Genomic DNA, 17,668 nt, shown 5'->3' on the forward strand with positions numbered 1-17,668 from the left:
ACGCGCAGCCCATGAAGACTCCGACGCAGCGTTTCGAAGGCACCCAGAACTACGTCGCGACCGACGATCTCAAGGTTGCGGTCAACGCCGCCGTGCTGCTGCGCCGCCCGTTGCTGGTCAAGGGTGAGCCCGGCACCGGCAAGACCGTGCTGGCGCATGAAATCGCCAAGGCTGTGGGCGCGCCGCTGATCGAATGGAACGTGAAGTCCACCACCAAGGCGCAGCAGGGCCTGTATGAATACGACGCGGTCGCCCGCCTGCGCGACGGCCAGCTGGGCGACGAGCGCGTCCACGACATCGCCAACTACATCAAGAAGGGCAAGCTGTGGGAGGCGTTCACCGCACCGCAGCTGCCCGTGCTGCTGATCGACGAGATCGACAAGGCCGACATCGAATTCCCCAACGATCTGTTGCAGGAACTCGATCGCATGAGCTTCGATGTCTATGAAACCCGGCAGACCGTGGCGGCCGTCGAGCGCCCGATCGTGGTGATCACCTCGAACAACGAAAAGGAACTGCCCGACGCGTTCCTGCGCCGCTGCTTCTTCCACTATATCAAGTTCCCCGACCGCGACACGATGAAGGCGATCATCGACGTCCACTTCCCCGATATCCAGAAGACGCTGGTCAACAAGGCGATGGATATCTTCTACGAAGTGCGCGAGGTTCCGGGCCTGAAGAAGAAGCCCAGCACCAGCGAGCTGCTCGACTGGCTCAAGCTGCTGCTGAACGAGGACATGCCGCTCGACGTGCTGCAGAACCGCGATCCGACCAAGGCGATCCCGCCGCTGCACGGCGCATTGCTCAAGAACGAGCAGGACGTGATGCTGTTCGAGCGGCTGGCGTTCATGGCACGCCGCCAGAGCTGAACCGTTCGCGCCGGTTTTAGATGACGTTGAAGCAGGCGATGCCCGCGCTTTTGAGGCGCGAGCAATACGCGTGCGCGTCGGGTGCCGAAACCCGCAGGCGAAAGACCCGGCGCGACCCCACGATCGCTGGGACGACGGCCTTGCGGAACCGGCCGAGTTCGGGCCGGACATTCAGCAGCTGCGCCCAGTGCGCCTCCGATTCGGCCAGCGACGCGGTCGCGGCCAACTGGATGGTCTGCCCCGTGATCGCGACGGCGGGCTCGATCGCGGCCGCAACGGGCTGGGCGAAAGGTGTCCGCGGGGGCGCGGGGACGGGCGGCGATGCCATGCGGGTCGCCAAGGCGAGCGCGGCGCGCGGCGGACTGCCGGTTGCGGGCAACTGGGGTGGGCGTAGCGCCAGCGCAAAGCTGCGCGCATGGTCATCGGACCGGATCGGCTCGTTGGCGATGACCACGGTCGTCGCAGTTGCTTTGGTCAGCCCGTAAAGCGATCGCGCAAAGCCATAGGGAACGCGGATGCAGCCATGCGATGCGGCGTATCCCGGCAGGCGCCCCGCGTGGATCGCGATCCCGCTCCACGTCAGGCGCTGCATGAAGGGCATCGGCGCGTTGCTGTAGATGTTGGAGCGGTGGAGCAACTGCTTCTGCAGGATCGGGAACACCCCCGCCGGGGTCGCGTGGCCGCGTCTTCCGGTCGAAACGGGGGTCGAATCCCAGGCTTCGCCATCCTTGAACACGTGCATGTGCTGCGATGCCTTGCTGACCACGATCAGCACGCCCGAGCGCAGGGCGTCCTCGACGCTCGGCGGCTGGGGATCGGGCAACGGCGCGGGGGCTTTGGCATCCGCGGCAGGCTGGGCCAGCGGAACCGCCGCGAGCGCAGGCGCAGGAACCGCGCCGACCCGCGGCAAGAACGCAGGCGGCATCGGCCCCGCGAGCAGCAGCAGGCACAACGATCCGAACAGGGAGCGGGCGACCCAGGTAATGGTAAACCACCGGTTGACGACGAGGGTTAACGATTTAACCCGCCGCCCCGCACTCTCCAAGGATTCTTTCGCCCACTATGGGTTACGACCGGGGGTTACGACCGGGGGTTACGACCGGGGGTTGCGTCCGGGGGTTGCGTCCGGGGGTTGCGTCCGTTCACAGCCTGCCCTCGCCTCAGGCGTCCGCCACCAACCGCTCCATCGGCACTTCGGCAACCATCTTCTTCGCCGCCGGCCGCGCCGCGATCATTTCGATCCAGCGCAGCAGATGCGGGGTGTCCGCCTGGTTGACCAGCTCGGCAAAGCCAAACTGCATGCCGCCCGCGATGGCGTAGTTGCAGATGTCGGCGAGCGAATACATCTCGCCCGCCAGCCATTCGTGGTCGGCCAGATGATCGTTCAAACGCCGCACCGACACGCCGATCTTGCGCATTTCCTCGTCCAGCATGTCCTGCGGAAAGCCGTCGCGCGCGCGGCGCCATTTGACCTGCTGTTCGGGGATCGGGATGCGCTTGATCTTCTCCTCGAATTCCTCTGCCGAAATCGCGCGCGCCATGCCGCTGATCATGCGCGACCAGCCGATGGTCGACACGCACCAGCAGAAATATTCATCGACCCACTTGGTCCACACCCGCATCTGCGCGCGGCCATAACTGTCCGCCGGGCGCAGTTTCACGGCGGTGGGATATTCGTCTTCGAGGTATTCGCAGATCACGGTGGATTCGGTGATGACCCTGCCATTATCCACCAGCGCGGGCACCTGCCCGTTGGGATTGATCGCCTTGAACCAGTCTTCATGGTGCTCGAACTGCGCGGGGTTCAGCCGCACGCCCTTGAACTCCAGCCCCTTCTCATAGAGAGTGAGCAGCGGCTTGAGCGAATTCGCGCCGGGTCCGAAACTGTACAGGGTAAGCATCGCTGGGGGCATCCTCTGGCATGGCTTGTGGCCTTGCAGGGAGCCTAGTGATTGTATGTATTACATACAAGCTTTGGAGAACCTTCCCCTTGCGTCAGTTGCGCTTAGCGGTGGTATAGGGGACTGATGCGAGCTCCGATTCACTACGCCTTCCTCTGGCTTAAGCGATCATTCCACCGATCATTTGGAATTGGCGACGCCATCGCGGGAGGTATCGGTTCTGCCGCGAACATAGGGCTGCATTTTCATCCAAGCTGGCAGTCCAAGATGACTGAGATGGCGTGGCAGATACCGCTATTTGGTCTTGCGGCTGCATTGTTGTGGCGGCTTCTAATTGCACCGTATGAACTTTGGAAAGAGCAAAAGGACCGCGCTGACAAGGCAGAATGTGGCTTGGTTTTGGAGGCAAAAAAAGCTTCACTCACAATCGAAATAGACCGGGACGGTGGCGCAAAAGAAATCGCCAGTGTGAATGTAAATTCATGGCGTGGAGAGGCGTTAGTCGCCCGTTCGATAGATGAGGATGGCAAAGTCATCGCCCACGATATGCTGGGGCAATGGTTTTTTGCTGTTTGGTTCGACAGGCCAGTGTTTGATTATGAGGCCACACTTCGCGTAGTCGGTAACGACCTTTTGGCGCTTTCCGTTTCGTGGCAAATTCCACGCGGCGTTTTCTTCACCGTTTCCATTCCAGAAAAATCGGCGGCGGTGCAGTTGGCGATTGAAAGCCGACCAAATGCAGGATGAGCTTCGCAGGCGGCAACCTTGGGCACGGTTTGTAGCCTTGCAGGAAGCCTAGTGATTGTATTTATCTCATACAAGTCTGCACAGGGGAGATGGCGCAATGAGCTATACCGGCCAGTGCAACTGCGGCGCTGTGAACGCTAAGATCGAAGGCGAGCCGGTGGCGGTGCGCCAGTGCTGGTGCCGCCAGTGCCAGAAGGCAGCGGCAGGCAGCGCGACCACCAACGCGATGTTCCCGACCGAGGCGATCACGTTTCACGGAGCGCTGGGGTCGTGGTCATATGAAGCGGCCAGCGGCAACACGCTGACGCAAAGCTTCTGCGCAAACTGCGGCACGCCGGTGATGGGACAATCGTCCGCCCGCCCGCAATTCCGCACGCTGCGCGTGGGCTTCCTCGACCAAGCGCAGGGCCTGAAGCCGCAAGTCATCATCTGGACCGACGACGCGCCGGAATGGGCGGTGATCGATCCTGAGCTGCCCACCTTCGCGCGCCAGCCCCCTCCGCCGCCATCTCAGGGCTGAATTCGCTTGATCGAGCATTTTCCTACATGTCGCGAATGCGCTATCGGTGCGCGATGATCCGCCATTCGGTCCCTTTTGAACCACTCGCTTCAACGTTCGCAGCGGCTCGCAGCGGCTCGCAGCGGCTCGCAGCGGAAAGTCACAGCGGCTCTGGTTTTTCGGATGAGATTATTGCTTTTTGTCAGATGTTTAATGCGATGACCCGACCGTGTGTCGTGCGCCGTTCTGTGTCAACTTCGCGCCATCATCATCTGCCCGCCAAACGGACCTGATCCCATGTTCTTCAACTTCATCGACGAGCTGCGCACCGCCGGGATCAAGGCTTCGTTCAAGGAGCATCTGACGCTGCTCGAGGCGCTCGACAAGGATGTGATCGAGCAGACGCCCGAGCAGTTCTATTACCTGTCGCGCGCCACGTTCGTGAAGGACGAAGGGCTGCTCGACCGGTTCGACCAGGTGTTCAACAAGGTCTTCAAGGGCTTGCTGACCGACTATGGCCAGAGCCCGGTCGACATTCCCGAGGACTGGCTGAAGGCCGTCGCCGAAAAGTTCATGACGCCCGAGGAGATGGAGGCGGTCAAGAAGCTCGGCTCGTGGGAAGAGATCATGGAGACGCTGAAGCAGCGTCTGGAAGAACAGCAGAAGCGCCACGAGGGCGGCAGCAAGTGGATCGGCACCGGCGGCACCAGCCCGTACGGCAACGACGGCTACAACCCCGAAGGCGTGCGCATCGGCGGCGAAAGCAAGCACAAGCGCGCAGTGAAAGTGTGGGAAAAGCGCGAGTTTGCCAACCTCGACAACACCAAGGAACTGGGCACGCGCAACATCAAGGTCGCGCTGCGCCGCCTGCGCCGGTTCGCGCGCGAGGGCAATGCCGACGAGTTGGACCTCGACGCAACGATCGATGGCACCGCGCGGCAGGGCTGGCTCGACATCCGCATGCGGCCGGAACGCCACAATGCGGTGAAACTGCTGCTGTTCCTCGACGTGGGCGGATCGATGGACCCGTTCATCAAGCTGTGCGAGGAGCTGTTCAGCGCGGCGACGACCGAGTTCAAGAACCTGGAATTCTTCTATTTCCACAACTGCCTGTACGAAGGCGTGTGGAAGGACAACCGCCGCCGTTTTGCCGAACGCACGCCGACCTGGGACATCCTTCACAAGTACGGCCACGACTACAAAGTGGTGTTCGTGGGCGACGCCGCGATGAGCCCTTACGAGATCAGCCATCCGGGCGGATCGGTCGAACATTTCAACGAGGAATCGGGCGCGGTCTGGCTCGATCGGCTGGCGCATGTTTATCCGGCCACGGTGTGGCTCAACCCCGTGCCCGAAAAGCAGTGGGGCTATTCGCAATCGACCAAGATGGTGCGCGAACTGCTGGGCGGGTCGATGTTCCCGCTGACGTTGCAGGGGCTGGACGAGGCCATGCGCGAGCTGACTCGCAAGAAGCATTGATGGGTGGCCCGTAAGTGTTTCCCCACGGAGGCGGGGACTCACAATTGCCACCCCCCACCCCTACATCGCGCGGCATGACCAGCCCTCGCCTGCCCGCCCTGTTCCTCGGCCACGGATCGCCGATGACGATGATCACCGACAATCCCGAGCGCGCCGCGTTCGAGGCGCTGGGAGCGGCGCTAGCCCGCCCGCAAGCGATCCTGTGCATCTCGGCGCACTGGGAAACGCAGGGCCGCACGCACCTTTCGGCGGGCGACCATCCGCGCACGATCCACGATTTCCGCGGGTTTCCGCCCGAACTGTACGCCATGCGCTATCCCGCGCCGGGGTCGGCAAACCTGATCGACCGGGTGGCCGCGCTGCTGGGTGAGGACCGCATTGCGCGTGATGACAGCTGGGGCTTCGACCACGGCACCTGGGGTACGCTGCTGCCGATGTTCCCCGACGCGACCATCCCGGTGGTGGCGATGAGCCTCGACCGCTCGCTCGATGCCGACGCCCACCTGGCGCTGGGCGCAAAGCTGGCGCCGTTGCGCGATGAAGGCGTGCTGATCGTGGGCAGCGGCAACGTGATCCACAACCTGGCGCTGTGGCGCGAGGCGCAAGGCACGATCCCCGCCTGGGCCGCCGATTTCCGCAGCCGCACCAACGCCGCGCTGATCGCGGGCGACACCGCCGCGCTCACCCGCTTTTCACCCGATGACCGCGCCGCCGCCAACGCGATCAACAGCGCCGAACATTACCTGCCGTTGCTCTACGTGGCCGGCGCGCGGCTGCCGGGCGACGATGTCGCACTGTTCAACGATACGATCGACGGGGCGCTGTCGATGACGTCGGTGCTGATCGGAGACGCCGCGCCATTGGCCGGAATCGCCGGGGTTCAGAGTTTTTCCATTTGAGACGGCACCAGCCCGCATCCGACGTTAGTCGGACAATTCTACACGGGCTTGCGCGCCACGATATAAAAGCAGTCGCCTTGCCCGATCAGCGGCCCCAGCTTGGCGATCGGCGCGAACACCAGCGCATACGCCAGCCGCTTGGGCATGCGCAGCAGCGCGCGCGGCGCGCCGAATGTGTACGGCAGATCGATGTTGCGATGGACCACCAGCCCGCATTCGAATCCCGCCTTTTCCAGCATCGCGCCCAGCGTGCGGACAGAAAACTGGTACAGGTGGTGCGGCGGATCGGGATGCGGCCACAGGCCGATGCGGTTGGCCAGTGTGTAGGAAAGGCGGGGAAACAGCCCATCGATGTTGGGGGTGGACAGCACAAATTGTCCGCCGCCGCGCAACAGGCGGAAGGCGGCGGCGATGTCGGCACTGGGATCGGGCACATGCTCGATCACGTCGAACATCGTCAGCACATCCACGCTGGCGTCGGGCCGGGTGCATTCGTGGATGCTGCCCCGGTCCACCGTCAGCCCGAACCGGTCGCGAGCGAACTGGGCGGACTCGGCTGAAAATTCGACCCCGGCGACATCGAACCCCTGGCTGCGCGCCAGCGTCAGCCACTGGCCGGTCGAACAGCCCACGTCGAGCAGGTCGCCAGATGAAGCGACCTGCCGTACCACTGCGAGATGGTCGTGCGCGATGCCTTCCATCCGCAGGAACAGTGCGCTGCCCGGCGCGGCGAGGTCGGTGTGGTAGGACGTGGCCGACGAATACAGCCGTTCGAGTTCGGCCGCGTCGGGCGGATTGGCAATAAATGCCAATCCGCACGCCGTACAGGCAACCAGCCGGTAGCCCTTGCTGGTGAACAAGTGCCGGGCTTCCACATTACCGCAATGATTGCACTGCAATTTGGAGACTTTCCATGCGAGCCGTGTTTACGACGCCGCACTAGCCGCCAGATCGAAATATTGGATTAAGGCGTCAGCTTTTGGCCGGTGGCGGGACGAACGACACGTGCTCGTTCACGATCAGCCATTTGCCGTCGGCCTGGCGGTGATAGACATCGGTAAACCGCATGCCACCGGGTTTGCCGGGGCCGGTCTTGCTGGTCATCATCCCCGTGCCCGACACGACGAAATCGTCGCCATCGAGGATCTGGATCTTGCGGTCGGGCACGGCGATCGCGTCGTACTTCTGCTCGGCGAACGCGACCTGCAGCTTGTGCCAGTCACCCCAGTCGGTCGACAGCGGCGCGACGGCGGGATCGAACCCGAAGACGTCGTGCGAATAGACCGATTCGATCGTGGCATAATCGCCCGAAGTCCATGCCTTTTGCGTGGCATCGGCGGCGGCGGCGGCAGCGGCTTCCGAAATCGGAGCGCCTTCACCACCGGCCGCGACTTTCTTGCAGGCGCCCAGCGACGCGACAAGCGCGACGCAGGCGACGGACACGGCAATGCGACTGTTGACGAAGCGTTTCATGGTACATCCCTCCTGTTGGCTTCGCACGGGCTGCGACCCGAGGGACTCGTACGACGCGAGGCGAAAGCTACGCCAGTCAGGCGCGTGCGCAAGCCGTCGCGCGCAGATGACCAAAGCTTAACGGTACAGCAGGAAGGGTGCGATCGTCTCGCGCCAGGCGGCCTCGTCGCGCCCTGCCCGATCGTCGAGATCGCCCGGCATCGCGCCTGCATCATCGACCCATTCGCGCAAGGCCGGGCCGCCGTTGATCACGTCGATCGCCAGCTTGTCGAACACGTACTCGTAGGGAAAATCGCGCCACAACGGATAGTCGGGATAGAGCCGCCGGATCGCCTTGAACGCCAGCGCCTGCAATCGCCAGGGGCGGAACGCGGCGGGATCGTAGAACCGCCCTTCGACGTGGATCATCAACCCGTTGCACAGTGTTTGGGCATGCTTGTGGAACGTCGGCTCGAACCAGCATTCGCGCAAGGCGCAGCCTTCGAGCCAGTGCGGGGCGAGGCCGCGCATTTCCGCCAGCACCGCCTTGGCATCGATATCGGGCGCGCCGAACAGCACCTCCAGCGGGCGCGTGGTGCCACGCCCTTCGGACAACGTCGCGCCTTCGAGCATCACCGTGCCGGCATAGGCGCGCGCCATGTTGAGGTTGGCGGCGTTCGGGCTGGGATTGATCCAGATGCGATCGTCGGGCCAGCCGAAACCGGGGGCCAGGCCGGGTGCCCAGCCTTCCATCGCGATCACGCGGTAATCGACATCGAGCCCGAAATGATCGACGAACCAGCGGCCCATCTCGCCCAGCGTCAGCCCGTGGCGCATCGGCATCGGCCCCGCGCCCACGAAGCTTTCCCACCCGGCGAGCAGCGTGGTGCCTTCCAGCGGGCGCCCTGCGGGATTGGGCCGATCAAGCACCCATACCGCTTTGCCGGACGTAGCGGCGGCTTCCAGCATGTACAGCAGCGTGGTGACAAACGTGTAGATGCGGCAACCCAGATCCTGCAGATCGAACAGGAACACATCCGCGCTGTCCATCATGCGCGGGGTCGGGCGGCGCACTTCGCCGTAAAGGCTGAACACCGGAATGCCGTACTGCGGATCGTTCTCGTCCGCCGTCTCGACCATGTTGTCCTGCTTGTCGCCCTTCAGCCCGTGCTGCGGGCCGAACGCGGACGTCACGTTCACACCGGCCGCGATCAACGCGTCGAACGAATGGGTCAGGTCCGCCGTCACCGAAGCCGGATGCGCAACCAGCGCGACGCGCTTGCCCGAAAGCGGGCGGCGCAGTTCAGGGTCCGCCAACAGGCGATCGATACCGAATTTCATGGCCTTTGCGGTGCCGGAAGTGTCGCGGCGAAGCAAGTGGGGTGGTGGAAATCGGGCTTCCCGGGCGGGTGGGCCAGCGCCCAGTAAGACTTGGTGCCGTCGGTTTCCTCGATCACGGCGGAGAGGGCAATCGCGGCCGGAAGACTTGGGAGCCCCACGAAAGGCAGGTTCGCATCGAACATCCGCGTGCCCTGACTGCCCCGCCAGACGCAGCCCGGATCGCGCGGCATCGGCCGCTCGACCATTCCGTCACGGTAGTCGGCAAAATCATAGGCGGCCCAGCGTTCAGACGGGCTAAGGTTGAATTCGCAATACGCACCCTTACCCGTCATGCGCACAAACAGCTCGAAGCATGTCGCCTGCCACAGGCCATCGGCGCGACCCCGCCCCGCCAGCGGCGGCACTATTACGCTCGAACCGCCCGCGATTATCCAACGCAGCTTTAGCCAGTTCGCGTCGATCCCAAGAACAATTGCCTCGATCCTTGTGACGGCCAATGGGGGTGTGTCCGGGTGGGGTAGCAAAGTGAAGTGCAGCCCCCTTCGGCTGGCGGTTTGCAATATCTGATCAGGACTGGCTTCGACAGGCTCAGGACGAGCGGGTTTGGGTGCAACAGCAATTCCAGATTCCGCCCATCCTGAGCTTGTCGAAGGACTGCCTTTCGCTTTTGCCAGCGCCGAAATGCGATCCCAGTCTCCGCGAACAAGCGCCAGTTTCTTCGTTCGGGACCAGCCCTTCAGCATCTTTTCGGCATGCTTCGCATCCTCGCGGGTCTGGAACTCCTCCGACCACACCAGTTCAACCGGCAAGTGATCGGCGGTAAATCCGGGGATTGCGCCACTCTGATGCTGCGCGATCCGCCGATCGAGATCATCGGTGTGACCAACGTACAGGTAGCCACCACGGCAATGCAGCATGTAAGTCCAGAAGCTCATTCCATCGGGCTAAAAGAAGTACAGTCCTTCGACAAGCTCAGGACGGGCGGGGTGAGGAGGACAGATCGGTTCAGAAGGACAGATCGGTTCGGAAGGACTGGCGGGTTTTTATCGAGAGCGCTCCATGCTAGGCGCGCCGCTCGAAAACGAAGGCTGCCATGACCTACCAGTCCACCCTGCTCCGCCTGCTCGATGAGCGTGGCTATATCCACCAGCTGACCGATGCGGGCGCGCTCGATGCGCTGGCCGCAAAGCAGGTCGTTCCAGGCTATATCGGCTTCGATGCCACCGCGCCGTCGCTGCACGTCGGGTCGCTGGTGCAGATCATGATGCTGCGGCGGTTGCAGCAGGCCGGACACAAGCCGATCGTGGTGATGGGCGGCGGGACGACCAAGGTCGGCGATCCTTCGGGCAAGGACGAGAGCCGCAAGATGCTCACGTCGGCGGACATCGCCGCCAACATCGCCTCGATCCGCACCGTGTTCGAAAAGCTGCTGGTGTTCGGCGACGGGCCGACCGACGCGGTGATGGTCGATAACGACGAGTGGCTGAGTAAGCTCGGCTATGTCGAACTGCTGCGCGACGTGGGGCCGCACTTCACCATCAACCGCATGCTGACGTTCGATTCGGTCAAGCTGCGGCTCGATCGCGAGCAGCCGCTGACGTTCCTCGAATTCAACTACATGATCCTGCAGGCCTACGATTTCCGCGAACTGGCGAGCCGGGTCAGCTGCCGCCTGCAGATGGGCGGGTCGGACCAGTGGGGCAACATCGTCAACGGGATCGAGCTGGCACGGCGGATGGACGGGACCGAAGTGTTCGGGCTGACCACCCCGCTGCTGACCACTGCCGACGGCGCCAAGATGGGCAAGACTGCAGCGGGTGCGGTGTGGCTCAACGAGGATGCGCTGCCCGCCTACGATTTCTGGCAGTACTGGCGCAACGCGGATGACCGCGACGTCGGCCGGTTCCTGCGCCTGTTCACCGACCTGCCGCTCGACGAAGTGGTGCGGCTGGAAGCGCTTGAGGGCAGCGAGATCAACGCCGCCAAGATCGCGCTGGCCAACGCGGTGACGACATTGGTGCGCGGCGAACAGGTGGCGTTGGCGGCACAGGGTACGGCGCAGGCGACGTTCGCGGGCGGCGGCATGGGCGAATCGCTGCCGGTGCTCGATTGCCCGGGCGGGTCCATCGGGATCATCGATGCGCTGGTCGGACTTGGTTTCGCGGCGAGCCGAGGCGAGGCCAAGCGCCTGATCGCTGGCGGCGGCGCACGGATCGACGGCGAAGCGGCGGGCGACGATGGCCAGGTGATCGAACTGGCGGGCGCGGAACGGCGCATTTCTGCCGGAAAGAAGAAGCACGGCATCCTCCGCCCGGCATGATCTTGCCGCCGGGCCTTACGAAACACTGACGGCTTTACGAAATCTTCGCCAATACGGACCTATACCCTTGGTTAGTTCGTAACACGGCAAGGGAGTCATAATGTCCGGCGGAGCACAGCTTTCGGTTACCGATATGCGTCAGGCGACCCGCCATCCGGTGAATATCCCGGTGATCGGCGAACACCGCATCCAGGGCGATGTCATGCTCCAGATCACCAACATCTCGACCACCGGATTCATGGCCGAAGGCGCCGTCGTGGTGGGGCGTGGCGAGCGCCTGACGATCCGCCTGCCGCACGTTGGCCGGATCGAGGCGTTTGCGGTGTGGACTGCCGGGGAACGCAGTGGCTTTCAGTTCGAGCGGATCATCCGGCAGGAAGACTTCGCGCAGATGATCCATTCACTGCAGCCCAACCCGCGCCTGCGCGCCAAGCGCTGACCGCCCGCCCCACCCCGCCGCACGCCACCCGCTGAAGCCATCGCCAACCGGTCCGCGTTTGCGGACATTATCGACCAGTCCGCGCTTGCGGACATGGCCACCCATCCCGCCACCCGGCGAGTTGTCCTTACGGGCAGCCCGCCGCTGGCGACGACACGTTCTGTCGATTGCCGCTTGATATAATATATCATGTCATTAAGCGAGGCATCGTTCCCTCTCCAGAACGGTGCTTCGTGATCAGATTATCGTTGACTGTCGGCTCGTCCCTGCTGGTTTTGGCAGGACTGGCGGCCCCCGCGTGCGCCCGACCGGATGCACCCGATGCAACCCTTCCTGCTGCCGATGTGCCTTCTGGTGCGGACACGCCCGCCGCTGATGCATCCGGCGACGCCCCGATGATCGTGGTCACCGGTCGCGCGTTTTCGCCCGACGCCGATCCGATCACCGCGCCGGTGGTGCTGAGCGGCGACGCGCTGGTGCGCAGCGCCAACCCGCAGATCGGCGAGATGCTGGCGCGGTTGCCGGGGGTCACCACTTCGGGCTTCGCGCCTGGAGCCTCGCGGCCGATCCTGCGCGGGCTGGACGGCGCGCGTGTGCCGGTGCTGCTCGACGGGATCGGCGCGCTCGATGCCTCGGCAGTCTCGGCGGACCACGCCGTCGCGCTCGATACGCTGAACATCGACCGCATCGACGTGCTGCACGGCCCCGAAGTGCTGCTGTATGCCAGCGATCCGGCGGCGGGCGCGGTCAACGCGCTCGACAAGCGCATCCCGCGCGCTGTGCCCGACAAGCCGTTCACGCTGGCCGCGCAAGGCAGCTACGGCACCAACGCCGATGCATGGTCGGCGGGCGCGACGGTCGATATCCGGCTGGCCCCGCGCCTGGTCGCGCATTTCGACGCAGGCCACGATCACAGCAATAACGAAGACATCGGCGGGTTTGTCATCTCGCCCCAGTTGCGCGGCCAGGTGCTCGGCGATGCGGCGGCTTTACGCGCGGCGGGCAACACACCCGATGCCGATTCGCTGCTGGCGCAGGCCAATGCGCGCGGCACGCTGGCCAACAGCGGTGCGCGCGGCACGACATTGGGCGCAGGGCTCGCGTTCATCGACACCGGCGGCAACATCGGCGTTTCGGTCGAGCGGCTGACCACCACCTACGGCATCCCGCCGCGTCCCGAAGTGGGCAACGCCGATCCGGTGACGATCGCGCTGCGCCAGACGCGTGTCGATCTGCGCGCAGGGCTGGCGGTCGGCGGGTTGATCGACCGCATCGAATTTCGCGGCGCGTATGGCGATTATCACCACGCCGAACTCGACGCCGGGGTGCCCGCCACGTTGTTCGCCAACAAGGCGATCGAGACGCGGCTGGAAGCCATCCAGTCCAACCGGGGCGGCTGGCGCGGCAAATCGGGCGTGCAATACGGCATCAACGATCTGGCGGTGACCGGCGACCCGCTGCTGCCCAACACCACTACCAGCCACGTCGCCGCCTTCACGCTGCAGCAATACCGGATCGGCAAGCTCGACCTCGAGGCAGCCGGCCGGTTCGAGCATACCGGCGTTACCGCCAAGCCCAACGGGCTGCGGCGCGGCTTCAACCAGGTTTCCGGCGTGCTCGGCCTTGCTCTTCACCCGACCGATGCGCTCACGCTGAGCATCGATGCACTGCACGGCGAGCGCGCGCCGGCGGCCGAGGAACTGTTCATCGACGGCATCCACGACGCTACCCAGTCGTACGAGCGCGGCAACCCGCTGTTCGCAATCGAGCGCAGCAACGGCATCGAGGGCGGGTTGCGCTATCGTTCGGGCGGCGTGCTGTTCGCGGTGACGGCTTATGCCACCAATTATGCCAACTTCATCACCCCGGTGCCGACCGGGCAGGCGATCCAGGGGTATCCGGTCTATCAGTTCCTGCAGGTTCCCGCGCGGTTTCGCGGGCTGGAGGCGGAAGCGTCCACCACCGTCATGCGTTGGGGCGACAGGACGCTGACCATCGATGGCGGCGGTGATTACATCCACGCCACGCTCAAGGGCATCGGCCCGGTTCCGCGCATTCCGCCGCTGCGGCTGCGTGGTGGCGTGGAATATGGCAGCGCCGCGCTCAACTTGCGCGGCGAAGTCGAATGGAATGCACCGCAAAACCGCGTTGCCGCCAACGAGAACCGCGTCGCCGCGTTCACGCTGGTCAACGCCAGCGCCACCTGGCGGCCGCTGGGCGCCGACAGCCCGCTGTCGCTGATCCTGTCGGGCGACAACCTGCTCAACGTGTCGGGCCGCCTCGCCGCGTCCGAAACGCGCGATTTCGTGCCGATCCGGGGCCGCGATGTGAAGATCACCGCCTCGGTCCGGCTATAGGCCCGCTGCGCGATGCCCGCAGAGTTCTGCGCCGGTTTCCGCAGGGCTAGATTTGCTTGCTTGGCAACACATTGCGGCGCTGCCATGCCATGCGCGTGACAGTCCCCCTGACAGAGCCGACCTCGCCGCTGCAGATCCGCGATTATCGCCTGTTCTGGGTCGCGAGGTTTTGCGCCGTGTTCGCCACGACCGCGATGGTCGTGGTGATCGGCTGGCAGACGTACGACGTGGCGCGCAGTGCGCCTTACAACATGACCCCGGCACACGCCGCGTTCCAGCTCGGCCTGCTCGGGCTGGTGCAGTTCGTGCCGCTGCTGCTGCTGACCCCCGTGGCCGGCTGGGCGGCTGACCGGTTCGACCGGCGCAAGGTCGCCGCGTTCGCCAACGGCGCCGACCTCACCGTCGCGATCGGCCTGGGCCTGGCCACGCAAGCACAAGTGCTGACCTTGCCGTTGCTGTTCACGCTGGCCTCGCTCCACGGCGTGGCGCGGGTGTTCATCGGCCCGTCGATGAGCGCGATCGCGCCAAACATCGTGCCGCCCGCGCTGCTGCCGCGCGCCATCGCGTTCTCCAGCATGTCGTGGCAGGGCGCCTCGGTGCTCGGCCCGGCGGCCGGCGGCCTGCTGTATGCCGCGCACCCGGCCCTGCCCTACTGGATTGCGATCGGGCTGATCGGACTGTCGTCGGTCGCCACGCTGGCGATCCGGCCGATGCCGCTTGCGCAGATGCGCCGCGACCTGCACCCGCTGCGCCAGATGGCCGAAGGCGTGGCGTTCGCGTGGAACGAGCGGTTCCTGCTTGGCTGCATCACGCTCGATCTGTTTGCGGTGCTGCTCGGCGGAGCGACCGCGCTGCTGCCGGTTTATGCCCGCGACATTCTCAAGGTCGGACCGGAAGGTCTGGGCCAGATGCGCGCGGCCCCTGCTGTCGGCGCCGCCGTGGTCGCGCTGTGGCTGTCCTTCCGCCCGCTGGAGCGCAATGTCGGGGTCAAGATGCTGTGGGCGGTGGTGGTGTTTGGTGGGGCGACGCTGGCGTTCGGCCTGTCGCGCAACTACCTGCTGTCGCTTGCGCTGCTGGCACTGCTGGGCATGGGCGACATGGTCTCGGTGTTCATCCGCAGCACGCTGGTCCAGCTCAACACACCCGATGCCATGCGCGGACGCGTATCCTCGGTCTCGGGGCTGGCGATTTCTGCCTCGAACGAACTGGGCGAGATGCAGTCGGGCGTGGCCGCCGCAATGCTCGGCGCCACCGGGGCGGTTGTATTCGGCGGCGTGGGCGCCATTATCATTACTGCGATCTGGGCTGTCATCTTCCCTGAACTGCGCCGCGCCAAGACTTTTGCGCCGCAGTACCGGCAGGACGACCAGCGCATCGCCGACGCCATCACGAAGGAGCCTGTATCATGAAGGCCGCAAGCATTCTCGACACCGTCGGCAACACGCCGCACATTCGCCTGTCACGGCTGTTTCCCGATGCCGAAGTGTGGGTGAAGGCCGAGCGCGCCAACCCCGGCGGCTCGATCAAGGACCGCATCGGCCTCGCCATGATCGAGGCGGCGGAAGCCGACGGCAGCCTGAAACCGGGCGGCACCATCATCGAACCGACATCGGGCAATACCGGCATCGGCCTGGCCATGGCGGCGGCGGTCAAGGGCTATCCGCTGGTACTGGTCATGCCCGAATCGATGTCGATCGAGCGGCGCCGGCTGATGCTGGCCTATGGCGCGACGTTCGATCTCACCCCGCGCGAAAAGGGCATGAAGGGCGCGATAGAGCGTGCGCGCGAGCTGATCGAGCAGACCCCCGGATCGTGGATGCCGCAACAGTTCGACAACCCAGCCAACGTCGATATCCATGTGCGCACCACCGCGCAGGAAATCCTGACGGACTTTGCCGATACCCCGATCGATGCGCTGATCACCGGGGTCGGCACCGGCGGCCACCTCACCGGCTGTGCCGAGGAGCTGAAGCGCCACTGGCCGCAGATGAAGGCGTTCGCGGTCGAACCCGCGCTGTCGCCGGTGATCTCGGGCGGTCAGCCCGCGCCACACCCGATCCAGGGCATCGGCGCGGGCTTCATCCCCGGCAACCTCCACACCAAGGCGATCGACGGCGCAATCCAGGTCGATGCGGGCGAGGCCAAGGAATGGGCACGCCGCTGCGCGCGCGAGGAAGGGATGCTGGTGGGCATCAGTTCGGGCGCGACGCTGGCCGCGATCGCGCAGAAGCTGCAAGACCTGCCCACCGGATCGCGCGTGCTCGGCTTCAACTACGACACCGGCGAACGCTATCTTTCGGTCCCCGATTTCCTGCCGGAATAACCCTGCCCGGAAAATTGCTGAGGTTGGCCATGACACTCGAAACCGTACCCTACACCCACGGCGCAACCGCGTTGACCGGGCGGCTGGCGACACCGCCGGGCACGCCGCGCGGCGCGGTGGTGGTGTTTCCCAACATCGCCAACCACAGCCCTGCGTTCGACCGGCGGGCAACCATGCTCGCCGAGGCGAGCTATGTCGCGATGGTCGCGGATTTCTATGGGACGCATCCCGGCGATTCGATGGAGGAAATCTTCGCCGTCGCCGGAGCGTTGCGCGCGGATGTCGATCATTATCGCGCGCGCCTTGCCGCTGGCGTGGCCGCCTTGCGCGATCATCCCGCCGCAGCCGGTCTGCCGATGGCCGCGATCGGGTTCTGCATGGGCGGGCAAGCGGTGCTCGAACTCGCGCGGCACGGCGCGGACCTTGCCGTGGTCGCCAGCTTCCACGGCCTGCTCGACAGCGACCGCCCGGCAACCGCCGCCACACCGATCGCCACGCGCATCCTCGTCTGCCACGGCGACAAGGACCCCATGGTGCCACGCACCCAGGTCGCTGCGTTCGAGGAGGAAATGGATGCTGCCGGAGCCGACTGGCACTTGCACGTCTATGCCCGCGCGAAGCACGGCTTTACCGATCCGGCGAGCGACAGCCGGGGCATGCCCGCCATCGCCTACGACGCCAGCGCCGACCGCCAGAGCTGGGCGGCGCTGCTCAGCCTGTTCGACGAAGTGTTCGACTGAACGCAGGCAAGGAATGCGCACCCGCCTGAGCGTCTGCAAGCGCAAGCAGCGCTATCCCGACGAAGCGACGGCGACCGCCGCCGCGCAGGCCGCCGGGCTCACTCTTTGGCCTTACCGCTGCGATCGCTGCCGCGCGGTGCACCTCACCAGCCGCAGCAAGGGCCGGCGCATTTCCGGGAACCTGCGCCGCATCGAAGCGTCTGTGTCCGACACGAACGAACCTCGTCCGTGAGCGCCGGTGCCCCTCGCGCCGCTAGGAACATCCATGAAATCGACTTTAGCCGCAGCGATTTTGATCTCGC

Annotated in this window: 18 protein-coding genes; 12 read left to right on the top strand and 6 right to left on the bottom strand. The window is 64.9% G+C overall.

From position 1 onward, the window contains the following. Positions 1-11: 11 nt before the first annotated feature. Positions 12-869, top strand: coding sequence for an AAA family ATPase (locus NL2_RS13105; RefSeq protein WP_068075963.1), 858 nt, complete (start codon positions 12-14; stop codon positions 867-869). Between the two features lie 16 nt (positions 870-885). On the opposite strand, the gene NL2_RS13110 is transcribed toward NL2_RS13105, so the two are convergent. Both NL2_RS13110 and NL2_RS13115 read right to left on the bottom strand, forming a co-directional pair. Then, positions 886-1,794, bottom strand: coding sequence for a L,D-transpeptidase family protein (locus tag NL2_RS13110; protein WP_068076016.1), 909 nt, complete (start codon positions 1,792-1,794; stop codon positions 886-888). Positions 1,795-2,029: 235 nt separating this feature from the next. Then, positions 2,030-2,770: a glutathione S-transferase family protein gene (locus NL2_RS13115; RefSeq protein ID WP_068075965.1), complete on the bottom strand. Its 741-nt coding sequence runs from the start codon at positions 2,768-2,770 to the stop codon at positions 2,030-2,032. Between the two features lie 126 nt (positions 2,771-2,896). Here NL2_RS13115 and NL2_RS21215 point away from each other — a divergent pair, with 126 nt between their 5' ends. From NL2_RS21215 to ygiD, 4 genes are all read left to right on the top strand, one after another. Next, on the top strand, positions 2,897-3,517 hold the full coding sequence (locus NL2_RS21215; protein ID WP_157083163.1) for a hypothetical protein: 621 nt from the start codon (positions 2,897-2,899) through the stop codon (positions 3,515-3,517). A gap of 97 nt (positions 3,518-3,614) precedes the next feature. Continuing rightward, complete coding sequence (locus NL2_RS13120) at positions 3,615-4,037, top strand: GFA family protein (protein WP_068075967.1); 423 nt, start codon at positions 3,615-3,617, stop codon at positions 4,035-4,037. Positions 4,038-4,313: 276 nt separating this feature from the next. Continuing rightward, positions 4,314-5,495: a vWA domain-containing protein gene (locus NL2_RS13125; protein WP_068075969.1), complete on the top strand. Its 1,182-nt coding sequence runs from the start codon at positions 4,314-4,316 to the stop codon at positions 5,493-5,495. A gap of 74 nt (positions 5,496-5,569) precedes the next feature. Continuing rightward, positions 5,570-6,394: a 4,5-DOPA-extradiol-dioxygenase gene (ygiD, locus tag NL2_RS13130; protein WP_068075972.1), complete on the top strand. Its 825-nt coding sequence runs from the start codon at positions 5,570-5,572 to the stop codon at positions 6,392-6,394. 38 nt (positions 6,395-6,432) lie between these two features. Here the strand turns inward: ygiD and NL2_RS13135 are convergent, their stop codons facing one another. The 4 genes from NL2_RS13135 to NL2_RS21780 form a co-directional block, all read right to left on the bottom strand. Further along, complete coding sequence (locus NL2_RS13135) at positions 6,433-7,254, bottom strand: class I SAM-dependent methyltransferase (protein ID WP_157083164.1); 822 nt, start codon at positions 7,252-7,254, stop codon at positions 6,433-6,435. A 112-nt stretch (positions 7,255-7,366) separates the two neighbouring features. Further along, the gene (locus NL2_RS13140) at positions 7,367-7,867 is read right to left on the bottom strand and encodes a YybH family protein (RefSeq protein WP_068075974.1); all 501 of its coding nucleotides are present in this window, start codon (positions 7,865-7,867) and stop codon (positions 7,367-7,369) included. A gap of 117 nt (positions 7,868-7,984) precedes the next feature. After that, positions 7,985-9,187 carry an exo-beta-N-acetylmuramidase NamZ family protein gene (locus NL2_RS13145; protein WP_068075975.1) on the bottom strand — a complete coding sequence of 401 codons (1,203 nt, stop codon included), beginning with the start codon at positions 9,185-9,187 and terminating at the stop codon, positions 7,985-7,987. Beyond that, the gene (locus NL2_RS21780) at positions 9,184-10,122 is read right to left on the bottom strand and encodes a GIY-YIG nuclease family protein (protein ID WP_369405453.1); all 939 of its coding nucleotides are present in this window, start codon (positions 10,120-10,122) and stop codon (positions 9,184-9,186) included. The genes NL2_RS13145 and NL2_RS21780 overlap by 4 nt, the downstream gene beginning before the upstream one ends. Before the next feature lie 158 nt (positions 10,123-10,280). Here NL2_RS21780 and tyrS point away from each other — a divergent pair, with 158 nt between their 5' ends. The 7 genes from tyrS to NL2_RS13185 all read left to right on the top strand — a co-directional run bounded on the left by tyrS (position 10,281) and on the right by NL2_RS13185 (position 17,598). Next, entirely contained in the window at positions 10,281-11,507 is a 1,227-nt protein-coding gene (gene tyrS / locus NL2_RS13155; protein WP_068075976.1) for a tyrosine--tRNA ligase, read from the top strand. A 100-nt stretch (positions 11,508-11,607) separates the two neighbouring features. After that, positions 11,608-11,946 carry a pilus assembly protein PilZ gene (locus NL2_RS13160; RefSeq protein WP_068075978.1) on the top strand — a complete coding sequence of 113 codons (339 nt, stop codon included), beginning with the start codon at positions 11,608-11,610 and terminating at the stop codon, positions 11,944-11,946. A 395-nt stretch (positions 11,947-12,341) separates the two neighbouring features. Further along, entirely contained in the window at positions 12,342-14,303 is a 1,962-nt protein-coding gene (locus tag NL2_RS13165) for a TonB-dependent receptor (protein WP_068075979.1), read from the top strand. 89 nt (positions 14,304-14,392) lie between these two features. After that, the gene (locus NL2_RS13170) at positions 14,393-15,712 is read left to right on the top strand and encodes an MFS transporter (RefSeq protein ID WP_068075980.1); all 1,320 of its coding nucleotides are present in this window, start codon (positions 14,393-14,395) and stop codon (positions 15,710-15,712) included. Next, positions 15,709-16,626 carry a cysteine synthase A gene (gene cysK, locus NL2_RS13175; protein ID WP_068075982.1) on the top strand — a complete coding sequence of 306 codons (918 nt, stop codon included), beginning with the start codon at positions 15,709-15,711 and terminating at the stop codon, positions 16,624-16,626. The genes NL2_RS13170 and cysK overlap by 4 nt, the downstream gene beginning before the upstream one ends. 29 nt (positions 16,627-16,655) lie before the next feature. Continuing rightward, on the top strand, positions 16,656-17,366 hold the full coding sequence (locus NL2_RS13180; RefSeq protein ID WP_068075984.1) for a dienelactone hydrolase family protein: 711 nt from the start codon (positions 16,656-16,658) through the stop codon (positions 17,364-17,366). A 13-nt stretch (positions 17,367-17,379) separates the two neighbouring features. Further along, on the top strand, positions 17,380-17,598 hold the full coding sequence (locus NL2_RS13185) for a hypothetical protein (protein WP_068075986.1): 219 nt from the start codon (positions 17,380-17,382) through the stop codon (positions 17,596-17,598). The last annotated feature ends 70 nt before the right edge of the window (positions 17,599-17,668 follow it).

The organism is Novosphingobium lentum NBRC 107847 (assembly GCF_001590965.1).
Classification (GTDB): Bacteria; Pseudomonadota; Alphaproteobacteria; order Sphingomonadales; family Sphingomonadaceae; genus Novosphingobium; species Novosphingobium lentum.